This window comes from Leucobacter sp. G161, assembly GCF_001482305.1.
GTDB lineage: Bacteria > Actinomycetota > Actinomycetes > Actinomycetales > Microbacteriaceae > Leucobacter.
On the sequence record NZ_LOHP01000017.1, the window covers coordinates 133,788 to 154,851 of the forward strand.

The 21,064-nt window shown below is 63.6% G+C and carries 21 protein-coding genes; 17 read left to right on the top strand and 4 right to left on the bottom strand.

Annotation, left to right across the window (positions count from 1 at the left end):
• Positions 1-150: 150 nt before the first annotated feature.
• The 7 genes from AUL38_RS02190 (at position 151) to AUL38_RS02220 (ending at position 6,826) form a co-directional block, all read left to right on the top strand.
• Complete coding sequence (locus AUL38_RS02190; protein ID WP_059058879.1) at positions 151-990, top strand: SDR family oxidoreductase; 840 nt, start codon at positions 151-153, stop codon at positions 988-990.
• 148 nt (positions 991-1,138) lie between these two features.
• Positions 1,139-2,068 carry a VOC family protein gene (locus tag AUL38_RS02195; RefSeq protein ID WP_059058882.1) on the top strand — a complete coding sequence of 310 codons (930 nt, stop codon included), beginning with the start codon at positions 1,139-1,141 and terminating at the stop codon, positions 2,066-2,068.
• Between the two features lie 74 nt (positions 2,069-2,142).
• Positions 2,143-2,928 (top strand): enoyl-CoA hydratase-related protein, encoded by a 786-nt coding sequence (locus tag AUL38_RS02200; protein WP_059058884.1) that lies wholly within the window; start codon positions 2,143-2,145, stop codon positions 2,926-2,928.
• A 117-nt stretch (positions 2,929-3,045) separates the two neighbouring features.
• Positions 3,046-4,107 (top strand): N-acetyl-gamma-glutamyl-phosphate reductase, encoded by a 1,062-nt coding sequence (argC, locus tag AUL38_RS02205; RefSeq protein WP_059058886.1) that lies wholly within the window; start codon positions 3,046-3,048, stop codon positions 4,105-4,107.
• Positions 4,104-5,303, top strand: a complete 1,200-nt coding sequence (gene argJ / locus AUL38_RS02210) for a bifunctional glutamate N-acetyltransferase/amino-acid acetyltransferase ArgJ (protein ID WP_059058888.1) — start codon at positions 4,104-4,106, stop codon at positions 5,301-5,303. The genes argC and argJ (AUL38_RS02210) overlap by 4 nt, the downstream gene beginning before the upstream one ends.
• Before the next feature lie 7 nt (positions 5,304-5,310).
• A complete protein-coding gene (gene argB, locus AUL38_RS02215; protein ID WP_059058890.1) occupies positions 5,311-6,216 on the top strand; it encodes an acetylglutamate kinase in 906 nt (301 codons plus the stop codon).
• The gene (locus AUL38_RS02220) at positions 6,191-6,826 is read left to right on the top strand and encodes a prepilin peptidase (RefSeq protein ID WP_153006434.1); all 636 of its coding nucleotides are present in this window, start codon (positions 6,191-6,193) and stop codon (positions 6,824-6,826) included. Before argB ends, AUL38_RS02220 begins: the two co-directional genes overlap by 26 nt.
• Positions 6,827-6,832: 6 nt before the next feature.
• Here the strand turns inward: AUL38_RS02220 and AUL38_RS02225 are convergent, their stop codons facing one another.
• On the bottom strand, positions 6,833-8,488 hold the full coding sequence (locus AUL38_RS02225; protein ID WP_059058894.1) for a class I adenylate-forming enzyme family protein: 1,656 nt from the start codon (positions 8,486-8,488) through the stop codon (positions 6,833-6,835).
• Positions 8,489-8,696: 208 nt separating this feature from the next.
• On the opposite strand from AUL38_RS02225, the gene fdxA reads away from it, so the two are divergent.
• Together fdxA and AUL38_RS02235 are read left to right on the top strand one after the other, a co-directional pair.
• Complete coding sequence (gene fdxA / locus AUL38_RS02230; RefSeq protein ID WP_059058896.1) at positions 8,697-9,017, top strand: ferredoxin; 321 nt, start codon at positions 8,697-8,699, stop codon at positions 9,015-9,017.
• A gap of 215 nt (positions 9,018-9,232) precedes the next feature.
• On the top strand, positions 9,233-10,525 hold the full coding sequence (locus tag AUL38_RS02235; protein WP_083506531.1) for a citrate synthase: 1,293 nt from the start codon (positions 9,233-9,235) through the stop codon (positions 10,523-10,525).
• Positions 10,526-10,588: 63 nt separating this feature from the next.
• Here the strand turns inward: AUL38_RS02235 and rocD are convergent, their stop codons facing one another.
• Both rocD and lhgO read right to left on the bottom strand, forming a co-directional pair.
• A complete protein-coding gene (rocD, locus tag AUL38_RS02240) occupies positions 10,589-11,818 on the bottom strand; it encodes an ornithine--oxo-acid transaminase (protein ID WP_059058898.1) in 1,230 nt (409 codons plus the stop codon).
• 43 nt (positions 11,819-11,861) lie between these two features.
• Positions 11,862-13,085 carry an L-2-hydroxyglutarate oxidase gene (gene lhgO / locus AUL38_RS02245; protein WP_059058900.1) on the bottom strand — a complete coding sequence of 408 codons (1,224 nt, stop codon included), beginning with the start codon at positions 13,083-13,085 and terminating at the stop codon, positions 11,862-11,864.
• Between the two features lie 75 nt (positions 13,086-13,160).
• Here lhgO and AUL38_RS02250 point away from each other — a divergent pair, with 75 nt between their 5' ends.
• The 7 genes from AUL38_RS02250 to AUL38_RS16750 all read left to right on the top strand — a co-directional run bounded on the left by AUL38_RS02250 (position 13,161) and on the right by AUL38_RS16750 (position 19,797).
• The gene (locus AUL38_RS02250; RefSeq protein ID WP_059058901.1) at positions 13,161-13,817 is read left to right on the top strand and encodes a GntR family transcriptional regulator; all 657 of its coding nucleotides are present in this window, start codon (positions 13,161-13,163) and stop codon (positions 13,815-13,817) included.
• Between the two features lie 263 nt (positions 13,818-14,080).
• Positions 14,081-14,983, top strand: a complete 903-nt coding sequence (locus AUL38_RS02255; protein ID WP_059058903.1) for an ABC transporter substrate-binding protein — start codon at positions 14,081-14,083, stop codon at positions 14,981-14,983.
• An 8-nt stretch (positions 14,984-14,991) separates the two neighbouring features.
• Entirely contained in the window at positions 14,992-15,903 is a 912-nt protein-coding gene (locus AUL38_RS02260) for an amino acid ABC transporter permease (protein ID WP_083506521.1), read from the top strand.
• The gene (locus AUL38_RS02265; RefSeq protein WP_059058906.1) at positions 15,900-16,700 is read left to right on the top strand and encodes an amino acid ABC transporter ATP-binding protein; all 801 of its coding nucleotides are present in this window, start codon (positions 15,900-15,902) and stop codon (positions 16,698-16,700) included. Before AUL38_RS02260 ends, AUL38_RS02265 begins: the two co-directional genes overlap by 4 nt.
• Positions 16,701-16,715: 15 nt before the next feature.
• Positions 16,716-18,206, top strand: coding sequence for an NAD-dependent succinate-semialdehyde dehydrogenase (locus tag AUL38_RS02270; protein ID WP_059058907.1), 1,491 nt, complete (start codon positions 16,716-16,718; stop codon positions 18,204-18,206).
• Positions 18,207-18,236: 30 nt separating this feature from the next.
• Positions 18,237-19,400 carry a bifunctional glutamate N-acetyltransferase/amino-acid acetyltransferase ArgJ gene (gene argJ, locus AUL38_RS02275; RefSeq protein WP_059058909.1) on the top strand — a complete coding sequence of 388 codons (1,164 nt, stop codon included), beginning with the start codon at positions 18,237-18,239 and terminating at the stop codon, positions 19,398-19,400.
• A 226-nt stretch (positions 19,401-19,626) separates the two neighbouring features.
• Complete coding sequence (locus AUL38_RS16750) at positions 19,627-19,797, top strand: DUF3117 domain-containing protein (RefSeq protein ID WP_083506522.1); 171 nt, start codon at positions 19,627-19,629, stop codon at positions 19,795-19,797.
• A gap of 81 nt (positions 19,798-19,878) precedes the next feature.
• Here the strand turns inward: AUL38_RS16750 and AUL38_RS02280 are convergent, their stop codons facing one another.
• Entirely contained in the window at positions 19,879-20,511 is a 633-nt protein-coding gene (locus tag AUL38_RS02280) for an O-methyltransferase (RefSeq protein WP_059058910.1), read from the bottom strand.
• 169 nt (positions 20,512-20,680) lie between these two features.
• Between AUL38_RS02280 and AUL38_RS02285 the strand changes: the two genes are divergently transcribed.
• Complete coding sequence (locus AUL38_RS02285; RefSeq protein WP_059058912.1) at positions 20,681-21,058, top strand: twin-arginine translocase TatA/TatE family subunit; 378 nt, start codon at positions 20,681-20,683, stop codon at positions 21,056-21,058.
• Positions 21,059-21,064: the final 6 nt, after the last annotated feature.

Genomic DNA, 21,064 nt, shown 5'->3' on the forward strand with positions numbered 1-21,064 from the left:
GCGCCATGAATGCAGGGAAAATCCCGGGCTTCATGGCGCAAACTGACCACAGCTTGTGTGTGGGGAGACACACGGTAGCGTTGGGGATGTACGCTCCGCGGGCAAGCCCGCCCGCTGGCCCGCTGGGATGCCCCGACGACGGAGGCCCGCATGCTCATCGCGATCGCTGGAAGTACCGGAACAGTTGGCAAACACCTGGTCAGCCGGGCGCTCGCCGCAGGCCACGACGTGCTCGCCCTCGCCCGCAACCCGCACGCAGTGGATCTCGCCGCTGGCGCGGCAGCCGTGACCGCTGCCGGCCTCTCAGGCCCTATGGATGCTGCAGCTCCCGCACCCCCAGCGCAGGGCACCCTCACCCTTGTGGCGGCTGATCTTACGACCGCAGAGCCGCTTGATCTGTCGGGCGTCGACGTGGTGGTCGACGTCTCCGCAAGTAGCAAGCTCTCCGGCTCCCGCGAGTTCTTCGGTGCAGTCACTGAGAAGCTGTTGCGAGCAGGCGCCGCGGCCGATGTGGGCCACTACGTCGCCCTCTCGATCGTGGGCGCGGCTGCGAGCCCCTTCGGCTACTACGCAGGGAAAGCGCTTCAGGAGCAGCTCATCGAGTCTGGTCCGCTGCCGTGGACACTGCTGAGAGCCACGCAGTTCTTCGAGTTCGCCGAGCAAAGCTCCGTTTCCGTTGGGCGCTGGACGATCATCGCGAAGATGCGCACACAGCCCGTGGCTGCTGCATCAGTAGCGCGGCGTTTGCTCGAGCTCGCGAGTCGTCCAGCTCAGGGGAATGCGCGGGATCTCGCAGGTCCCGACGAACTCTGGCTCGCCGATCTCGGACGAATGGCCTTGGAGACCCACGGGCTCAGCCAATCAGTCATTGAACTACCGCTTCCGGGAGCCTTCGGGCGCGCGGTGCGTTCGGGCGGCTCCCTTCCGGGGTCCGGCACCGACATCGATAGTGTGAGCTATGAGGATTGGCTTGCTGCCGGCGCCCACTGAGGTTCCGTTCCTTGCGGGAGCCCGCCCGGGGCAACACCCGAGTCGATCGTGGCGGGCTCATCGTCAACACTCGCCCTTTCCTCAGCGCCCGCACCGGAGTAATGTGTCCCGCACAAATACTCACGCGCAAGGGAAGCCCGGTGACGTCATGACGCAGAAGATCGTTCCCAATATCTGGTGCAATCGCACGGCCGAGCAGGCTGGCAGCTTCTACGCCGAGGCGTTTCGCGGCGCCGGGTTCGATGCTGAGTCAACGGTCTCGGCACGCTACCCGAGCGAGGGGCTGCCGGAGTTCCAGGCAGACTTCGCGGGAGAGGCGCTCGTCGTCGATGTCACCGTCGAGGGCACGCAACTCGCGCTCGTCAACGCTGGCCCCGAGTTCTCCCCGAACCCGTCGATCTCGTTCATGGTGAACTTTGACCCACTCATGTTCGGCGGCGACGTCGCCGAGGCGCGGCGCAGGCTCGACGCGCTGTGGGCGCGGCTCGCTGGCGAGGGCTACGTCATGATGCCGCTGGGCGAGTACCCATTTGCGGAGCACTATGGCTGGGTCGAGGACCGGTTTGGGGTGAGCTGGCAGCTGATGCTCACTCGCCCGGAAGGGGATCCGCGACCGCTCATCATTCCCGCGCTCATGTTCGACGGGCCCGCTCAAAACCGAGCCGCAGCTGCGGCTCGGCGCTACGTTGAGTTGTTCGCCGGCGTCCCCGGTGGATCGGCGATCGGCACACAGTCACCCTACGGACAGGAATCCGGGGACGCGACGGCGGAAGCGCTGGCCTTTGGAGAGTTCCGGATCGGAGACCAGTGGTTCATGGCCTCAGACAACGGGTCTGGGAAGAGCCACGGGTTCACATGCGGTGTCTCAATGCAGGTCAACTGCGAGGACCAGGCCGAGATCGACGCCCTCTGGGAAGGACTGACGGCGGTGCCAGAAGCGGAACAGTGTGGCTGGCTTGCCGACGAGTTTGGCGTGAGCTGGCAGATCGTGCCGGCGAACATGGGCGAACTCATGCGGGGCGAGGACTCCTACGCCAACCTCATGGGAATGAGCAAGATCGTCATCGCTGACCTCTGAAGCCGCGGGGGAGCGGAACACATGAGGTACGCGATAGCGTGGGGTGACTAGCCACGTACACAGATGGAGTAGAGATGTCAGAGCAGACCGAGTACACCGCGATCCTCACCGAGACGCAGGGCCGCGTCGCCACGATCACCCTGAACCGGCCCGAAGCCTTGAACGCGCTGAGCAACACGCTCATCCGCGAACTCGTCGACGCCGCGAGCGCATTCGACGCCGACCCGAACATTGGCGCCATCATCATCACCGGCTCTGAGCGCGCGTTTGCGGCAGGCGCCGACATCAAGGCCATGCTCGAGCTCGAGTACGCGGATGTCCTCGCGGGCGGTGTCTTCCCATCGTGGGGCGGACTCGAACAGATGACCACGCCGACAATTGCGGCCGTATCTGGCTTCGCCCTCGGTGGCGGCTGCGAGCTCGCGATGATGTGCGACATCATCATTGCCGCGGACAACGCGAAGTTCGGTCAGCCCGAGATCAACCTCGGCGTCATTCCTGGCTTCGGCGGCACCCAGCGTCTGCCGCGTGCGATCGGCAAGTACAAGGCAGCCGACATGGTCCTCACCGGCCGCATGATGGACGCCGAGGAAGCGGAGCGCTCCGGACTTGTCTCGCGCGTCGTGCCGGCAGCCGAGCTGCTCGACACGGTCAAAGAGGCCGCAGCGCTCATCGCCTCCAAGCCGCTCCCCGCGGTTCGGGCGGCGAAGACCGCGTTGCAGGCGGCAGAGGAATCGTCACTCGCCGAGGGCCTCCGGCTCGAGCGCACCGCATTCGCGGCGCTCTTCGCGACGGAGGATCAGACCGAGGGCATGCGCGCATTCGCAGAGAAGCGTGAGGCAAACTTCAAGCACCGCTAAGCGGTGCGGGGCCGCTTCCCGCGGCCGAGAACGTCACATGTGGCGCGGGGCTGTGCACAGCGGTCGGCCCCGCGCTGCACATGATGCCAGAATAGAGGTGCGCGAGAAAGGGCATTCATGACGTACAGTGTGGCGGTCGCCGGAGCGAGCGGGTATGCGGGAGGCGAGCTGCTGCGCTTGCTTGCGGATCACCCGGAGTTTGAGATTCGAACGGTCACCGGGCATTCCAATGCCGGCAAACCGCTCATCGCATCGCAGCCACACTTGCGATCGCTCGCGCACCTCACACTGCGGGAGACCACTCCCGAGGTGCTCGACGGCCACGACGTCGTGTTCTTCGCGCTGCCGCACGGCGCATCGGGGACGCTCACCGCGCAGCTGAAGAACGTGCGACTCGCGATCGACTGCGGCGCGGATCACCGGCTCACGAGCGAAGCAGACTGGGCCGCGTTCTACGGCGGCGACTTCAACGAACCCTGGACCTACGGGGTGCCCGAACTCATCGTCACGGGCGAATCTGGCGAACAGAGCCGCCAGCGGACGCAACTCGTCGGTGCGACGCGGATCGCGGCCCCCGGCTGCAACGCCTCCACCGTGGCGCTCTCACTTGCGCCAGGCATCGCCGCGGGCGTCATCGAGCCCACCGACATCGTGACGGTTCTCGCGGTCGGCCCCTCGGGTGCAGGCAAGGCAGCGCACACCCACCTGCTTGGCTCCGAACTCATGGGCACCGCGAACCCCTACGCCGTCGGCGGAACGCACCGACACATCCCCGAGATCCAGCAGGCCCTCCGCGGGGCAGGCGCGGCGGAGGATCCCACGCTGAGCTTCACACCAGTACTCGTGCCGATGAGTCGCGGCATCCTCGCGACAACAACCGCACGCATCGTGCCGGGAACGAGCGCCGCCGACGTGCGCGCCGCCTGGGAGGGCGTTTACGCTGACGAGACCTTCGTGCACGTGCTCCCCGAGGGCGTGTTCCCGCGCACGGCAGACACGATCGGCGCAAACACCTGCCTGATGGGCGTCGCGATCGACGAGGCCGCAGGCCGCGTCGTTATCGTCGCCGCCGTCGATAACCTTGCCAAGGGCACGGCTGGCGCCGCGATCCAATCGGCAAACATCGCCCTTGGTATCCCCGAAGCCACCGGCCTGAGCGTGAATGGAGTCGCACCGTGACCGTAACCACCCCCGAAGGGTTCCGCTCAGCCGGAATCACCGTCGGCTTGAAGAGCACCGGCAAGCCCGACCTCGCACTCGTCGTCAACGACGGCCCCGCACCCGCGAGCGCCGTCGTCTTCACCTCGAACCGTGCGCAGGCCAACCCGATTCTCTGGAGCCGAAAGGTCGCCCAGAACGGTGCGGCCCGGGCGGTCATCTTGAACTCAGGCGGCGCAAACTGCTTCACCGGCGACTTCGGCTACGAGACCACCAGGCTCACCGCTGAGGCAGTCGCCCGCGAACTCGCTGCGCAGGCAACGGGCGCCGAGCGCACCCCCGCAGACATGCTCGAGGAGGGCGCCGAGCGCGTGCTCGTGTGCTCCACGGGACTCATCGGCACCGGTGACCAGGCGTTTCGCGACAAGATCGTCACGAACGTACCCGGCCTCGTCGGCGCGCTCGCCGCAGACGACACGACCGCTCCCGCCGCGATCCTCACGACCGACTCGGTCGAGAAGACTGCGATCCACGAGGGCGACGGCTGGACGATCGGTGCGATGGCGAAGGGTGCCGGCATGCTTGCTCCGGGCCTCGCTACGATGCTCGTCGTCATCACCACTGATGCCCAGCTCGACAGCGACGAGCTCGACGCCGCCCTCCGCCGGGCGACTGCCGTGAGCTTCGACCGGCTCGACTCCGACGGCTGCATGTCGACGAACGACCAGGTGACACTCCTCGCGAGCGGCGCCTCGGGTGTCACCCCAGATGTGAACGAGTTCGCCACGGCCCTCGCGGGCGTGTGTGACTCGCTTGCCGCGCAGCTTCAGGAGGACGCTGAGGGTGCGAGCCACGACATCGACATCGAGGTGCGTGGCGCCGCGAGCGTAGAGGACGCGCTCGAGGTGGGCCGCTCGGTTGCGCGCAACAATCTCTTTAAGGCCGCGATCTTCGGTAACGATCCGAACTGGGGCCGCGTGCTCGCAGCGATCGGGACCACCGAGGCAGCGTTCGATCCTTACGCCGTCGACGTGAGCTTCAACGGCGTGCGCCTGTGCCACGCGGGCGCCCCCGACCGCCCGGTCGAGGAGTGCGATCTCACGCCGCGCAAGACGCACGTCGAGATCGAGCTGTTCGCCGGTGCCTTCGCTGCGACCGTGCGCACCAACGACCTCACGCACGACTACGTGCACGAGAATTCCGCGTACTCGAGCTAGGAGCCAAATGACGAACGTCACGACCCCCGTCGAGCGCGGGCGGGCGGCTGAGAAGGCCGCCGTGCTTATCGAATCGCTGCCGTGGCTGAAGAAGTTCCGCGACGCCATCATGGTGATCAAGTTCGGCGGCAACGCGATGATCGACGATGCGCTGCTCAAAGCGTTCGCGGAAGACGTGGTCTACCTCAGGCACACCGGTATCCGCCCCGTCATCGTGCACGGCGGTGGCCCGCAGATTAACCGCATGCTCGAGCGGCTCGGTATCGAGAGCGAGTTCCAGGGCGGGTACCGGGTGACCACCCCGGAGACGATGGACGTCGTACGCATGGTGCTCACCGGGAAGGTGAACCCCGAGCTCGTTGACGAGATCAATGCGCACGGCCCGCTCGCTTCGGGCACCACGGGAGAGGACGCCGGCCTGTTCATCGGTCGCAGGCGTCCGCCCATGGAAGTCGACGGTGCGCTCGTAGATCTTGGCCGCGTCGGCGATATCGTCGGCGTGCGCTCAGAGTCAGTGCTCGCGACGCTTGATGCCGGGCTCATCCCGGTCGTGTCGTCGATCGCGCCCGACGTGGATCGCCCGGGGGAGTCGCTCAACATCAATGCCGACGCCGCTGCATCCGCGCTGGCCTCTGCGCTCGGGGCCGAGAAGCTTGTCATCCTGACGGACGTCGCCGGGCTCTACGCTGACTGGCCGGACCGTGACTCGCTGGTCTCATCGATCAGCTCGTCTGAACTCGAAGCGATGTTGCCGTCGCTCGAATCGGGCATGATTCCGAAGATGCGCGCCTGCCTCGACGCGGTGCAGGGTGGCGTGCCCAAGGCCGCGATCATCGACGGCCGCGAGCCACACTCCGTGCTCCTCGAGATCTTCACGGAGCAAGGCATTGGCACGGAAGTCACGCCCGGCTAATTTGGGAGCGGACGCCGCCGCGGTCACAGGCGTTGACCTGATCGCGGCGGGTATCGGCGCCGCAACCGCGGTGCTTGTCGCGGCGTGGGTGCTCCCGGCGCCCGCTATCTCAGGCAGCGGAATGCTTGCGTCGTGGCTGCTTCCCGTGCTGGGTTCTGCAGGATTTGGTGCCGGAGCGCTACTCCTCGTTCGCATTGACCTGCGGAGCCACACGCTCCCCAACAGCCTAGTTTTCGCTGCGACCCTGTGCGCGTGCGGGCCGCTGACCCTCGCCAGCGTGATTGCCGGCGAGGGGTGGAGCGCGCTCGTGCCGTGGGCGGCTGCCGCTGCGATGACCCTGATCGCATTCGGGCTGTGGGCGAGTCGCACCGGGATGATCGGCGGCGGGGACGTAAAACTCATGCCCGCAGCCTGTTACGTTGGCGTCTGGCACTGGGGCACGGGCGGATGGATCGGTGGCATGCTCGCGTTCGCCGTGTTGCTCGCTGGCATGCTCGCGGTCGGGGGCCTAGCGGCGATCCTGCGCGGCAGACGGGAGTTCGCCGCGGGCCCGCTGCTGCTCGCAGCCGCTGGCTCAGCCGCGGTGCTTGGGGCGTTGGCGGGCCAATGAATCTTCTCACGCCTGCGCTGGCCGGTCGCGCAGCTCGCGACGCTTGATTTTGCCGGTGAGCGTCTTCGGGAGCTCGTCAATGAACTCCACTCGGCGCGGACTCTTGTAGGCAGCAAGCCTGTCGTGTGCGAACGCGATGAGCTCCTCCTGCGTCGTGCTCATCCCCTCTCGCAGCGACACATACGCGAGCACGGCCTCGCCCCGATAGTCGTCGGCCTCGCCCACGACCGCGACCTCCCGCACCGCGGGGTGTTCGTACAGTACGTCTTCGACTTCCCGCGGCCAGACTTTGTAGCCCGAGCTGTTGATCTGATCCTTGATTCGGTCGATGAGGAAGATCCAGCCGTCTTCGTCGACGATCGCAACGTCGCCGGTGAGCAGCCGGCCCTCGGGGAAGGTTTCGGCTGTGGCTTCCGGTTCCTGCCAGTAGCCGCTGGCGAGCTGCTCGCCGGACAGCTCAAGCTGTCCGGCGGCGCCGGGCGGAACCTCGGTACCGTCGTCATCGAGAATGCGGATGGATATCCCCGCCATGGTCCTTCCGACGGACAGCGTGCCTGTCGGTTCGTGTACGGGCGCCCGTTCGCCAATGCCGACACCAATGATGCCCGCGTTGGACTCGGTGAGGCCATACCCGTTGAGGATGTAGTGCCCGAATCGTTCCTCGAACGCGGCGACCTTCGCGGGCGGCACCGGCGCGCCTCCCGTGAACAGCTGACGCACGGACGCGAAGTCCTCGCGGGTAGCGTGCGGCAGCTCATACAGCGCCGTATACATGGTGATGGGAGCGATGGCGACGGTCACGCGGTGACGCGTGAAGGCCTCGAGCGCGACATCAGGGCGTGGCCGGTTGAGGAACACCAGGCAGCCGGGGGAGAGGAGGGTGCCAATGCCGATGATCACGGAGCCGGTGATGTGAAAGAGCGGCGCGAGCGCGAGGATCCGGTCATCGGCGTTGAGCCCGCCCCAGTCGATGAAGTGGAATGCCACGAGCAGTACGGAGCGGTGCGTGGTCTGAGCACCCTTGGCGGGGCCGGTGGTGCCTGACGTATAACTGAGCATGGCAATATCGCTCGCCTTGCGTGGAACCGGGCTCGGTCGCTCGCCGGCGAAGTGCTCGAGATCGTTGGCCATCTCACCCAGCACAAACGGTCGCTCACCCGTGACGGTTGCAGCGGGGTCGCTGGTACGCGGGGGAAACACCCGGGGATCGTTTTCCTGCTGGAACTGCCGGTCGTCTGCTGTCAGAACCCACGCGAGGTCTGCTCCTGGTGCTGCCTCTGTCACTATGCCCACAGCCTCCGGCGCACAGAACAGGCCGACGGCGCCCGATGAGCTGAGCGCCGTGTTGAGCTCGCGGGCGCGATACATGGGATTCAACGGCACCACGATCCCGCCGACGCGCCAAATCGCAAGCATGGCGATGGGAAAATGCGGGATGTTCTGCAGCGAGACCGCTACGCGATCCCCGGCGCGAACGCCACGGTCGATGAGGGCTGCGGCAAGGGCGCAACTCAGATCATCTACGTCCGCGGCAGACAGGGTGCGATCGAAGTACGTGATGCAGGGCGCGTCCGGCGCCGCATCGACCCGGCGCTGCCACGATGCGGTGATCGTCGCCGAGATGTCGGTAGGAAAGTGGGAAACGGGCGGTTGCGTGTGCATTTGGGGACCCCATCGTCATGATTATCGCGGCTGTAGTGCGCATCGATAATGAGCCAAATTTCAAACATTCGTCGGAGTTTGCACTCTAAGACACGAGCTTGGGAATCGCAAGGGGCTGGGAAGCGGCGCCGCGGGCGCGCTCCAAGGAAAATGTGACCGACGCCGATAGGATGGGAGCATTCAATTGGCCGAGTGAAAGGCGGGCACAGTGACCTACGTGATTGCTCTTCCGTGCGTGGATTTGAAGGACCGTGCCTGCGTTGACGAGTGCCCGGTCGACTGCATCTATGAGGGTGACCGGATGCTGTACATCCACCCAGATGAGTGCGTTGACTGTGGGGCTTGCGAGCCGGTGTGTCCGGTAGAGGCGATTTACTACGAAGACGATCTCCCCGGAGAGTGGTCCGAGTACTACAAGGCCAACGTCGAGTTCTTCGACGAGATTGGCTCGCCCGGTGGTGCGGCGAAGGTGGGCGTCTACGATTTCGACCACCCGATTATCGCTGCGCTCCCGCCGCAGGAGCAGTAGCCCGGAGCTCCGCTGGGTGAGCGCCATTGGCGGCTCAGGACACGCCGAAGTCTGGGTGCGGAAAGTGCGAATTTTGTTTGATGTCAAAGTACTTTCTGTCAGAAACCGGCATGAATGAGCCAATTGGTGCGGGAGCGCCCAGTTTGGAGGTAGGGTGAAAAAGATCGCTGCCCACACCTTGGGGCGTGCTCGAACGGACCTCACGAGGAGATGACGTGACTGAAACACCTGCGGCTCAGGCCACCGCCAAGCTGAGCTTCCCCGGAGGATCCGCTGAGTTCCCAATCATTCCTTCGGTTGATGGGCCCGACGCGATCGACCTCAGCTCGCTCACGAAGCAGAGCGGCTACACCGGACTTGACTACGGCTTTGTGAACACGGCTTCGACGAAGTCCGAGATTACGTACATCGACGGCGAAGCCGGGATCCTCCGCTACCGCGGATATCCCATTGACGAGCTCGCGCAGGCGTCGACCTTCCTCGAGGTCGCCTACCTGCTCATCTATGGCGAGCTCCCCACTGCGGATGAGCTTGCGGGCTTCGACAACGAGATTCGCCGACACACGCTGCTCCACGAGGACATGCGGTACTACTTCGAAGGCGTGCCGCACACCGCGCACCCGATGGCAGTGCTCTCCGGCGGTCTGCAGACGATGTCGACCTACTACGAAGACTCGCTCGACACAGCGGTGCCCGAGTTCGTTGAGGTGAACACGATCCGGCTGCTCGCGAAGCTTCCCGTGCTTGCTGCATACGCGCACAAGAAGTCGATTGGCCAGGCGTTCCTGTACCCGGACAATAATCTGAGCTTCGTCGAGAACTTCCTCCGACTGAACTTCGGCAATAAGGCCGAAAAGTACGAGATGAACCCCGTACTTGTTGATGCGCTCGACAAGCTCCTCATTCTCCACGCCGATCACGAGCAGAACGCCTCGACGTCGACCGTGCGCCTCGTCGGCTCCACCGGCGCGAACATGTTCTCCTCGATCTCCGCTGGCATCAATGCGCTCTCGGGCCCGCTGCACGGCGGCGCAAACGAAGCAGTGCTCGATATGCTCGCCCAGATCCGCGACTCAGGTCAGAGCGTCGAAACCTTCGTTGAGAAGGTCAAGAACAAGGAAGACGGCGTGAAGCTTATGGGCTTCGGACACCGCGTCTACAAGAACTATGATCCGCGCGCACGCATCGTCAAGGACAGCGCTGCAAAGGTGCTCGAAGAGCTCGGTGTGAACGATCCGCTCCTCGCCCTCGCGCAGGAGCTCGAGCAGATCGCGCTCGAGGACGACTACTTCAAGGAGCGCAAGCTCTATCCGAACGTCGACTTCTACACCGGCGTGATCTACAAGGCGATGGGCTTCCCGACGCGTATGTTCACGGTGCTGTTCGCAATCGGCCGGCTCCCCGGCTGGATCGCGCAGTGGCGCGAGGCGCGACTCGACCCGCAGACCAAGATCGGTCGCCCGCAGCAGCTTTACTTGGGCTCACCGGAGCGCCACCTCGGCCGCTAGTTAGTCGTGAGGTAACCCAGATGCCGGCGTCACACCTCGGAGTGTGGCGCCGGCATCTGGCGTTTAGGCCGCGGTGCGCAAGACGGACACACACTCGCCGATGAGGGCGATGGCATCGCGGATCTCGGTTTCGGTGGCCACAGCGGGCGGCGCCATGCGGAGAGTCTTGCCCTGGGTATCTTTCACCAGCACGCCCCGGTTGCGGAGCTCCTGTGCAACTGCCTGCGCGGGCGCGAATGCCGGGTCGATGTCAACGCCGGCCCAGAGTCCAATTGACCGGACTGCGGTCACTTCCGGTAGTTCCGAGAGAAGGGCGAGTGCCTCAGCAAGGACGTCGCCGAGCTGCGACACTCGGGGGAGAAACGCAGGATCGCGCAGTTCCGCGATCACGCTGCGTGTGACGGCTGACGCAAACGGGCTGCCGCCGAACGTCGACCCGTGGCTTCCCGGGGTAAAAACATCGAGAAACGCGGAATCACCAAGCAGCGCGGACACCGGGAGGATCCCGCCGCTGAGGACCTTCCCGACAGCAACGAGATCGGGACGCACGCCGAAGTGCTCAGATGCGAAGAGCTTGCCGGTGCGGCCCATGCCGGACTGCACCTCGTCGGCGATGAAGACAATCCGCTCCGCCGTCGTGAACTCACGAAGCTCCTCAAAAAACCCGGCAGGGGGCAGAATCACGCCGGCTTCGCCCTGGACCGGTTCGATGAGGACAGCAACGACAGGAGATGCTGCTGCGACCTGCCGCACGGCCTCCATGTCGCCGAACGGTACGGTGACGAAACCCGGGGTGTAGGGCCCGTAGCCGGCCCGCGCGACGGGATCGTCGGAGCCCGAGATGATCGTGCTGGTGCGGCCATGGAAATTCTTGGAGAACGTGATGATGACGCCCTCATCCTCGCCAAGTGCGCGGTGCGTGTGCGCCCACTTGCGGGCACATTTGATCGCGGTTTCGATCGCTTCGGCACCAGTGTTCATGAGGAGTACGCGTTCGAAGCCGGTGAGCTCAGTGAGCTCCTGTACGCAGGCGGCGAGCTCGTCATTGTAGAACGCGCGCGAGGTAAGCGTCAGCCGGTCGAGCTGAGCGTGGGCGGCTGCCGTGATCCGTGGCGGGCGATGGCCAAACAGCATGGTCGAGAAGCCTCCGAGGAAATCGAGGTAGCGAACACCCTCGATGTCGGTGACGTACGCGCCGTCGCCCTCTGTAAGCACGATCGGTACTGGCGCGTAATTTGAGGCCGCGTGAGCCTCGGTGATGGCGATAGTGAGGGCAGTCTGTGTCTGACTCATGAGGTGGTCTCCTTCTGTTGTAATGGGTGGTGTGTGGGGGTGTTTAGGTGTTGCGACCCGGCTTGGTGAGCCGATCGTCGGCCAGAATCTCTTCGATGATGTGCTCCGCGATTGCCATTGCTGAGGTTGCTGCGGGTGAGGGGGCGTTCCGCACGAAGACAGCGTTGTCAAAGCGCTGGATGACGAAGTCGTCTTCGAGGGAACCGTCGGCGTTCATAGCTTGCGCGCGAATGCCGCGTGGGCCCGGGCTGAGATCTGCCGACACCAGGCCGGGAATGAAATCCTGTGCGCCGGAAAGGAACGAACGCTTGTTGGCGGTGCGAAGCTGGTCGAGAGCCTCACCGAGGTTGTGGCGGGCGAACCGCCAGAATGCCGAAGACGAGGCGATCTGCAGGGCGTCGGGAAGATTGAAACCCAAACGACTGTACTGCTCACGAGCGAACGACAGAAAAGCGTTGGGGCCAACAGTGACGTCCCCATCGACAGTGCGGGTGAGATGCACGCCAAGGAACGGATAGTCGGGGTCTGGAACCGGATACAGCAGGCCGTTCACGAGCGCTGCCTTTTCCGGAGCGAGCTTGTAATAGTCGCCCGAGAACGGAACGATCGCTGGGTATTTGCCTGCACCGGAGCGTTTGGCAAGCCGGTCTGACTGCAAGCCATTGCACGCGATGACATAGTCAAAGGCCTCGTCGCCGGTTGACGACTCCACAATTTGCTCGGTGCCACGGCGGGAAATCCGAGAAACCGTAGTGCCGAGCCGGACCTCGCCGCCTGCTTGCCGGACGTCGTCAAGCAGTGCGCGGGTGACACCGGGGTAGTCGACGATCGCGGTATGCGGGGAGTGGATCGCCGCGGTGCCAACGCAGTGTGGCTCAATCTGTCGCATGGCATCCTCGCCGATGATTGCGACATCGGGAACGCCATTTGCCTGTGCCTTTCTTAGAATGATGTCGAGCTGTGCGAGCTGTCCCTCGGTGTGAGCGACGACGAGCTTGCCGCAGGCGTCGTAGCGGATGTCGCGCGACGTTGCATACGCTTCTAACAGTTCGACGCCCCGCCGGGTGAGTCGTGCTTTCAAGCTACCTGGCGGGTAATACAGCCCCGCGTGCACAACTCCGCTGTTGTGGCCAGTCTGGTGCGTGCCCGGTTCACTCTCCTTCTCGAATAGAACGACCGAGTGCGAATCGTTGTTCGCGGTCAGTTGCGCTGCGACGGAGGCGCCGATGATGCCGCCTCCGATCACCGCGATGCGTCGTGTGTGCATACGTACCTCTTTCAGAAGTGCCATAGTGGGGGTGTGGAAAAGCTCTCAAAACAAGACAGTTTGGCTCGCCGGGCGATGGAACAGATTCGCTCGGAGATCACCAGCGGCCGACTTGAGCCGGGCACGATGGTGTCTGCGGTGCAGTTGGCTGAACGGATTGGAGTGTCGAGGACGCCGATTCGTGACGCGCTGCTGCAGCTTGAGCAGGCGGGCATGGTGCGCATTGAAAAGAACCGCGGGGCAACGATTCTCGCCACCACGTTGGAAGACCTGCTCGAAGTCTTCCAATTGCGACTCATGCTCGAAGTACCTGCTGCTGGCCAGGCGGCACGCGTGCGGAGCGACGAACAGCTTGCCGCGATCCTGGAGTGTTTCACCGCCATGGGTGACGCCACCTCCGACCCGGAACAGCTGCTCGTATTGGATCGCGACCTGCATATCCTCATCGCGGAGGCGTCGGGCAACAGCAGGCTCTCTGGCCTACTCATGGACCTGCGTAACCTGGTGCTGACTCGGGGAGTGGGAACAACCTCAACGGCGAGAACCGGGCAGGAGCTCGTTGATGACCACGCAGGTCTCGTTGCAGCGATTGCACAGGGCGACGCCGATGTGGCTTCTGCCGAGATGAAGCGGCACATCAAGAACACCGCCCACCTGCTGCTTGCGCAGGAGGCTGCGGGAGATCCCGAGCACGGACCAGCGTGGGTGTCCGAACAGCTCGAGTGGCTGTAGCGCTCGCAACCGCCGGGCAGGGGTAAGTTGCGGCCTGACGGCCGCAGGTGAGGCGAGGAAAAACTCCTCAACGACTGCGTTACCATGCGGCCTCCTATGCCGATTCTTCCCCGGAATATGGGGCGAGCAATCGAAGCTTAATTTAAGTTGCATGCAACGTGCAACCTGTGTATTCTGATATCCGTGCAGCCGGGGCGGTCCAGCGATGAAGTCGACTCCGGGCCGCCAAACCGTGAGTTTTTCCATACCCAAAGGAGGGTTCTATGAACATGAAACGTGGAGCAGTGGCCGCGTGCATCGTAGGTAGTGCAGTGCTGGCGCTGACCAGTTGTGCGCAGCCGGATGGCGGTCAGGCTGGAGAAGCGGTAGCGCCCACCGTGAACACCGACGCCCCGCTATACGAGCAGTTGCCCGATCGGATCAAAGAGGCCGGGAAGATCGTCAACGCCGGGGATCTGACATACGCCCCGTTCGAGTGGTTGCAGGAAGACGGCAAGACGGTGAAAGGTATTGACGTCGATATCGCAAGCGCCTTGAGCGAACAGATCGGGGTACCGTTCGACTGGCAGGACGTGAAGACAGAGGCTGCTCTCAGCGGCATCCAGTCGAAACGATACGATGCCCTGCTCGCTTCGATGACTTATACAGATGAGCGTGCCGAGGTCTACGACTATGTGACGTACCTGAAAGCGGCATCTGGTTTTATTACCGCCCCTGACCGGGTGGGCGAATTCACTGCGGTCGAGGACTTTTGTGGAAAGAAGGTCGCCGGCACGCGGGGGACTATCCAGATCACCCAAGTCGAGGAGCTCAGCGCCGAGTGCGTGGCAGACGGCAAGGAGCCGGTGGCGATTCAGATGCTCGACAGCGATCAGGCCGGAATTCTTCAGATCCGCCAGGGCGGTGTTGATGCAAGCGTCATTCTTGGCGCAGTCGGCTCCTACGCAGTCTCACAGTCGGAAGGGGCTGTCGAACTCATCCCGGGCCTGACGCTGGGGGATAGCGTCTACGGAATCATGCTCAACAAGGATGACGTTGAACTGCGCGACGTGTTGCTTGCAGGAATGAACGCGATCATCGCGGACGGCAGCTATGCGGACATTCTCGAGGAGTGGGGCGTCAGCGACCTTGCTCTCACCGAATCACTGATTAACAACGGACGATAGGCACGAGCATGGCCACTCCGAACACGATGACGATCACCCTCCCCGGTGAGGACGAGCAACTATTCAAACTCGTCCGGCACAAGAGCGTGGGTTCAGCGATCGCCGCAGTACTCGTCCTATTGGTGATCGCCGGTGTCATCGCGGCGTTCGTTTTTGCCGACATCGACTACGCGGTCACCCTGAAGTACCTCTTCGACCCCCAGATCCTCAGCGGAGTCGTGACGACGCTGGAACTGACGGTCATCTCGATGCTTGTCGGCGTCATGCTCGGAGTGGTCACCGCCCTGTTGCGGGAATCGAAGAACCGAGTGCTCTCGGGTGCCGCGGGCTTTTACACCTGGCTATTCCGAGGAACCCCGGTTCTTGTCCAACTCCTGATCTGGTTCAATATCGCGCTTGTCATACCCACTGTCTCCTTCTTCGGGATGTGGACTGTGAGCACGAATACCATCATGACACCGTTCCTCGCCGCAATCCTGGCACTCGGAATCAACGAGGGCTCCTACATGTCGGAAATCGTCAGGGCCGGGTTGCTGGCGGTAGACAAGGGGCAGGCGGAGGCTGCGCTCGCGCTGGGCATGCGGAAGCGCCGAGTCATGCTGTCTGTGGTGTTGCCGCAGGCGCTTCGGATTATCCTGCCGCCTGCAGGGAACCAGCTCATTGCGATGCTGAAAACCTCTGCGCTCGCATACACGATTTCGGTATCTGAGCTGCTCAATGGGGCCTTCCGCATCTACACACTCAACTACAAGGTCATTGAGCTGCTGTTCACTGCCTCAATTTGGTATCTGTTTATGACAACCGTGCTGACCTTCCTACAGAGCTGGCTGGAGCGCCGGATGAACCGTGGGTTCGCTGGCGAAGCTGCCCCGAGTATGAAGAAGCGCTGGCTGAAAAACACCTTTGGAGTAACACGATGAGCGAAGCAACCGTGATCCGGGCCGAGGGCGTCAGCAAACGCTTTGGGGACAACCATGTACTGAAACACATCAACATGACCGTTGATAAGGGCGAAGTCGTTGTGCTGCTCGGACCTTCCGGGTCTGGGAAGTCGACGTTTCTCCGCTGCATCAACAACCTCGAACGCATCGACGACGGCCTGCTTGCAGTGAACGGCGAGCTCTCTGGCTACCGCCGTGACGGCGACACCCTCTACGAACTCAGCGAGAAACAAATCGCGAAGCACCGCGAGCAGGTAGGAATGGTGTTTCAACGCTTCAACCTGTTCCCGCACATGACAGTTCTTGAGAACGTCATGCTTGCCCCGGTGAAGGTGAAGCGAGCCGACCGTCGGGCAAGTGAGGAGCATGCCCGCGAGCTGCTCACCCGAGTGGGGCTTCCCGAGAAAGCAGATGCCTACCCGGCACAACTATCGGGGGGACAGCAGCAGCGTGTAGCGATTGCTCGAGCTCTTGCGATGCGGCCGAGCATTATGCTCTTTGACGAACCGACGAGCGCCCTTGACCCCGAACTGGTCGGCGAGGTGCTTGACGTGATGAAGAAGCTTGCCGCCGAGGGGATGACGATGGTCGTGGTGACACACGAGATGACGTTCGCCCGGGAGGTCGCCGACCGAGTCGTGTTCATGGCGGACGGTTACATCGTAGAGACTGGATCGCCCGAAGCTGTCTTCGGTAACCCCCAGCACGAGCGCACCCGGGCATTTCTCCGAACTGTGCGCGACGAACCAGCCGATAGCACGGCGCACACCATCTGAGAAGGACCCATCGACATGCCTACGTTCCCCACACTCGATGCGCACGACGCGTTCCTCGCCACGTTCGACACTGGCGCACGAATTCCAGGAGCTGACACCTCAACGTTTGAACGATTCGCTGTCGTGGATCCCGCGACCGGAGGCGGAATCGCGCAAGTGGCTGACACGCCGATATCCCTGGCAGCACACTGCATGCAGACCGCTACCCGCGGCTTCGACAACTGGTCCAAACACACTCCGCGCGGTCGCTCGAATGTGCTTGCGCGCGCCGCTCATATGCTCCTCGAACGCATCGACACGTTCGCGGCAACCATGACGCGAGAAATGGGAAAGCCGCTTGAAGAGGCGCGCGCCGAAGTGCGCTTCTCAGCGGACTACTTCAGGTGGTACTCCGAGGAGGCTGTGAGATCTCACGGTGGGTATCGTGAGGCCCCGGGCGGGGGCGCCCGTCTCATTGTCACCCGGCAGCCCGTAGGTGTCGCACTGCTCATCACGCCGTGGAACTTCCCGCTGGCTATGGGCGCGCGCAAATCAGCTGCCGCGCTCGCCGCCGGCTGTTCCGTGATCCTCAAACCAGCGGAAGCTACGCCGTTGACTTCGCTGCTACTCGGTGACGTGCTCGTTGACGCCGGCGTACCCCCTGAGGCATTCCAAGTCGTGACGACGTCCGACTCGGCCGGATGGTCGCGGGCACTGATGTCCGATCAGCAATTGAAGAAGGTCTCATTCACTGGCTCCACCCGGGTTGGCTCGATGCTCATTGAGCAGTCAGCGCAGCACATCCAGAAGCTCTCGTTGGAACTCGGCGGGGATGCACCGTTTCTCGTGTTTGATGACGCTGACCTTGAGCGTGCCGTCGAGAGCGCCGTCATCTCAAAGATCCGGAACGGAGGGCAGGCCTGCGTTGCAGCGAACAGGTTCTTGGTGCAAGAGGGCATCGCCGAGGAGTTCACCGCCGAGCTCGCGAAGCGCCTCAACGCGCTCACAGTGGGGTCGGGGTTTGCGGAGGGCGTAGACCTCGGACCGCTCATCAGCGAGCGTGCTCACGGGCAAGTGAATGACCTCGTCACAGGTGCCCTGGAGCTTGGCGCCGCGAACGCATGCGCTTTCACCCAGCCTGACGGTCCCGGGTTCTTTATGCATCCGGCGCTGCTCACCAACGTGCCTGAAACGGCATCGATCTCGTCCGCCGAGATTTTTGCGCCGATCGCTGTCGTCGGAACCTTCCGCACACCTGCTGAAGCGGTCGCACGCGCGAACGACACTCCTTTCGGGCTTGCTGGCTACGTCTTCTCCCAGGACATCGACCAGGCTTTCGGAGTCGCACACGCCCTCAACGTTGGCGTTCTCGGTATCAACAAGGGGCTCGTTGCTGACGCTTCCAGTCCGTTTGGTGGCATCGGATACTCAGGATATGGCAAGGAGGGCGGAGTCGAGGGGATGCAAGATTTCCAGACTGTCAAGCAGTTCAACCTTGATATGCCGTCCGCGGCATTCCTCGGTTAATCCGTCCGTGACCCAGGAAAGCGTGTCTCTATGTCAGTAACCCTGCCAAGGGGGTTTCGCGCGAGCGGGATCGCCGCCGGAATCAAGCCCTCAGGCAAGCCCGATCTGGCCCTCGTGGTGAATGAAGGGCCGGATCGCGCCTGCGCGGTCGTGTTTACCCAGAACCGTGCCCAGGCGCACCCGGTGCGCTGGAGTCGGAAAGTCATGGACGGAGTAACTACACCGCACGCTGTGCTGTTGAACTCCGGAGGCGCGAACTGCTTCACGGGTCCCTTTGGTTATGAAACCGTCGAGCTGGCCGCGGGTGCCGTCTCAGCAGAGTTGCCGGGGACCGGGGCGGAGCAGGTGCTCGTGTGCTCTACGGGGCTCATCGGTAGTGGGGGAGAAGCGTTCAGGGCACGCCTCCTCGGGGGAATCCCCGAGCTCTGTGCTGGGCTCTCGCTCGACGGGTCACACCACGCTGCAGAGGCGATTCTCACCACTGACTCGATCGCGAAGACCGCTTCGCATACTGGCGAGGGATGGAGCGTTGGCGCCATCGGCAAAGGCGCGGGAATGCTTGCGCCGGGGCTCGCTACGATGCTGGTCGTGATTACGACGGACGCAGTCATCTCTTCCGAGGAACTCGACGGGGCGCTTCGTGGAGCCGTCGCAACAACCTTTAACAGACTCGACTCCGACGGGTGCATGTCGACGAACGACCAAGTCACGCTGCTGGCATCAGGGGCGTCTGGCGTGCGACCGAACCAGGAGGCATTTGCGGAGGCGCTGACAGCGGTCTGCGATACGATCGCCCGCCAACTGCAGGAGGATGCGGAGGGGGCTTCACACAGCATCGACATTGTCGTTGAAGGAGCGCAGACCGACGCGGACGCCGAGGAAGTGGGGCGCGCAGTCGCCAGGAACAACCTCTTCAAAGCGGCGATTGCAGGTCAGGATCCCAACTGGGGCCGGGTACTTGCAGCGATTGGCGTCACGAAAGCGGCATTCGACCCGTACCTCGTCGATGTGAGTTTCAACGGGGTCCGACTCTGTAGCGCAGGAAGCCCCGATCGCCCTCGCGACGAATGCGACCTTTCGCCCCGGCGTACCGTCGTGCTCATCGATCTGCACGCCGGTGACGCCTCGGCACGCATTCGTACGAACGATCTCACTGTCGAGTATGTCCTCGGCAACAGCTCGTATGCCAGTTGACCGCGCGAAGACCGCCTGTGTTCCAAGGATCCGCCTGCCAGGGAGCGACGTGCGGCTTCGGGCGTCGGCGCCGCAGCGATCACGGCCGCGGCGCGCAGGATCGATCATTGTATGCGACAATGCGGCGAAATATGACTCGTGATTGCATATATAGTTCAAAGGATTACCGTGAGCCCGCTTGACCTGGGATAATAGAGATGAACGACCAAACATGCGAGGAGGCGTCATGGCGGCAATGAAACCCAGGACCGGAGACGGGCCCATGGAAGCGGTTCGCGAGAGCCGCGTTATCGTGGTGCGTGTTCCCCTGGAAGGCGGTGGCCGTCTGGTGGTGTCAGTCAATGACGAGGAGGCTGCCGAGCTTCGCGATGTGCTCGCGGGGGTGCTCGGCGACTGAGCCGGTTCACCAGCGAGAAAATGAGGGCCCCTCGGGGCCCTCATTTTTTATCTGTAGTGGCGCACCTTGCGCTGCCCGTGTCTAGCCGTCGAGGCGTACGACGGTGAGTAGGCCATCGCCGGTCGGCGCAAGAGCCGAAGCGATCGCTGCGGAGTCTGCGACGACGGCAAGGAGATCGCGGAGAGCCTGCGTGGCCTCATCACGGGATGCCGGGTCAGGGACGCGGCCGTGCGCGAGAGCGCTGGGCACGACAATTGCGCCGCCGGGGCGGACGATGCCGAGGGCATGCTCAAAGTATTCGAGGAGCTGCGACTGCTCGGCGTCGAGCAACACGATGTCGTACGCGGCGAGGTTCAGGCGCGGCATGACGTGACGCGCATCGCCCTCGACGAGGCGTGCTCGGGAAGCGGGGATACCTGCCTCGGAGAACAGGTTTCGGGCCTCGCGCAGGTGCTCGGGCTCGATCTCAATCGAGGTGAGGATCGCCTCTGGGCGGTGCCGCAGTAGGGACAGGCCGCTGACTCCGACTCCCGTGCCGATCTCGCAGATTGCGCGCGCGCCCGAGAGCACGGCGAGCGCGGAGAGCTCGGCTGACACGGCGCGGGACACGGGCTCAATACCAAGTTCGAGCGATACCCGGCGCGCACGAACGAGCGCGTCTGTCTCGCTCGGGTACTGCTCCGTGTACTGCCAGTTGCGTTCGAGCTTGCTCACGTGTCCTCTGTCCTCCGTCGTTCTGCCGCCTTTAGGATAGAGCGCCTGCGCGCATTTTGCCCACTGGCTCGCCGTGACCGCGCGGCTTGTGGCTGTGAGCTGCCCCGAAGCTCACCCCGGAGGGCGCCGCGAGTCGAGATTGTGGCCTGCTTCTCGGTACGATGATGGAATGGGCGGGCTGTCATTCGAGAAGATCCTCATCATTTTGGTGATCGCGATGTTTGTGCTCGGTCCCACCCGGCTGCCCATGTACGCGAAGAAGTTCAGTGACTTCGTTCGATCGGTCAAGCGCGCCGCTGATGGTGCGAAGGATCGCCTGAAGGACGAGATGGGTCCAGAGTTCGACGACGTCGACTGGAAGCAGCTGGACCCGCGGCAGTACGACCCCCGCCGGATCATCCGCGACGCGCTCGTCGAGGACGAGCGTGAGGCGCGGCAGAGCGAACGAAGCCAGCGGCTTGAGGAACTCGCGGCGGCCCGCAGGGCGCGCCAGGGCATCGCCGATGACGGCACGCTCTCCGTCAGGTTTGACGACGAGGCGACCTAAGCCGAG

Bases quoted from the DNA above. Each gene is read 5' to 3' on its own strand.
- AUL38_RS02285 (WP_059058912.1), top strand. From the start codon at position 20,681: ATGGGCGGGCTGTCATTCGAGAAGATCCTCATCATTTTGGTGATCGCG.
- AUL38_RS02250 (WP_059058901.1), top strand. From the start codon at position 13,161: ATGGAACAGATTCGCTCGGAGATCACCAGCGGCCGACTTGAGCCGGGC.
- AUL38_RS16750 (WP_083506522.1), top strand. From the start codon at position 19,627: ATGGCGGCAATGAAACCCAGGACCGGAGACGGGCCCATGGAAGCGGTT.
- lhgO (WP_059058900.1), bottom strand. From the start codon at position 13,085: ATGCACACACGACGCATCGCGGTGATCGGAGGCGGCATCATCGGCGCC.
- AUL38_RS02195 (WP_059058882.1), top strand. From the start codon at position 1,139: ATGACGCAGAAGATCGTTCCCAATATCTGGTGCAATCGCACGGCCGAG.
- argB (WP_059058890.1), top strand. From the start codon at position 5,311: ATGACGAACGTCACGACCCCCGTCGAGCGCGGGCGGGCGGCTGAGAAG.
- argC (WP_059058886.1), top strand. From the start codon at position 3,046: ATGACGTACAGTGTGGCGGTCGCCGGAGCGAGCGGGTATGCGGGAGGC.
- AUL38_RS02225 (WP_059058894.1), bottom strand. From the start codon at position 8,488: ATGCACACGCAACCGCCCGTTTCCCACTTTCCTACCGACATCTCGGCG.
- AUL38_RS02255 (WP_059058903.1), top strand. From the start codon at position 14,081: ATGAACATGAAACGTGGAGCAGTGGCCGCGTGCATCGTAGGTAGTGCA.
- AUL38_RS02260 (WP_083506521.1), top strand. From the start codon at position 14,992: ATGGCCACTCCGAACACGATGACGATCACCCTCCCCGGTGAGGACGAG.
- AUL38_RS02200 (WP_059058884.1), top strand. From the start codon at position 2,143: ATGTCAGAGCAGACCGAGTACACCGCGATCCTCACCGAGACGCAGGGC.
- AUL38_RS02265 (WP_059058906.1), top strand. From the start codon at position 15,900: ATGAGCGAAGCAACCGTGATCCGGGCCGAGGGCGTCAGCAAACGCTTT.
- AUL38_RS02190 (WP_059058879.1), top strand. From the start codon at position 151: ATGCTCATCGCGATCGCTGGAAGTACCGGAACAGTTGGCAAACACCTG.
- argJ (WP_059058909.1), top strand. From the start codon at position 18,237: ATGTCAGTAACCCTGCCAAGGGGGTTTCGCGCGAGCGGGATCGCCGCC.
- AUL38_RS02270 (WP_059058907.1), top strand. From the start codon at position 16,716: ATGCCTACGTTCCCCACACTCGATGCGCACGACGCGTTCCTCGCCACG.
- rocD (WP_059058898.1), bottom strand. From the start codon at position 11,818: ATGAGTCAGACACAGACTGCCCTCACTATCGCCATCACCGAGGCTCAC.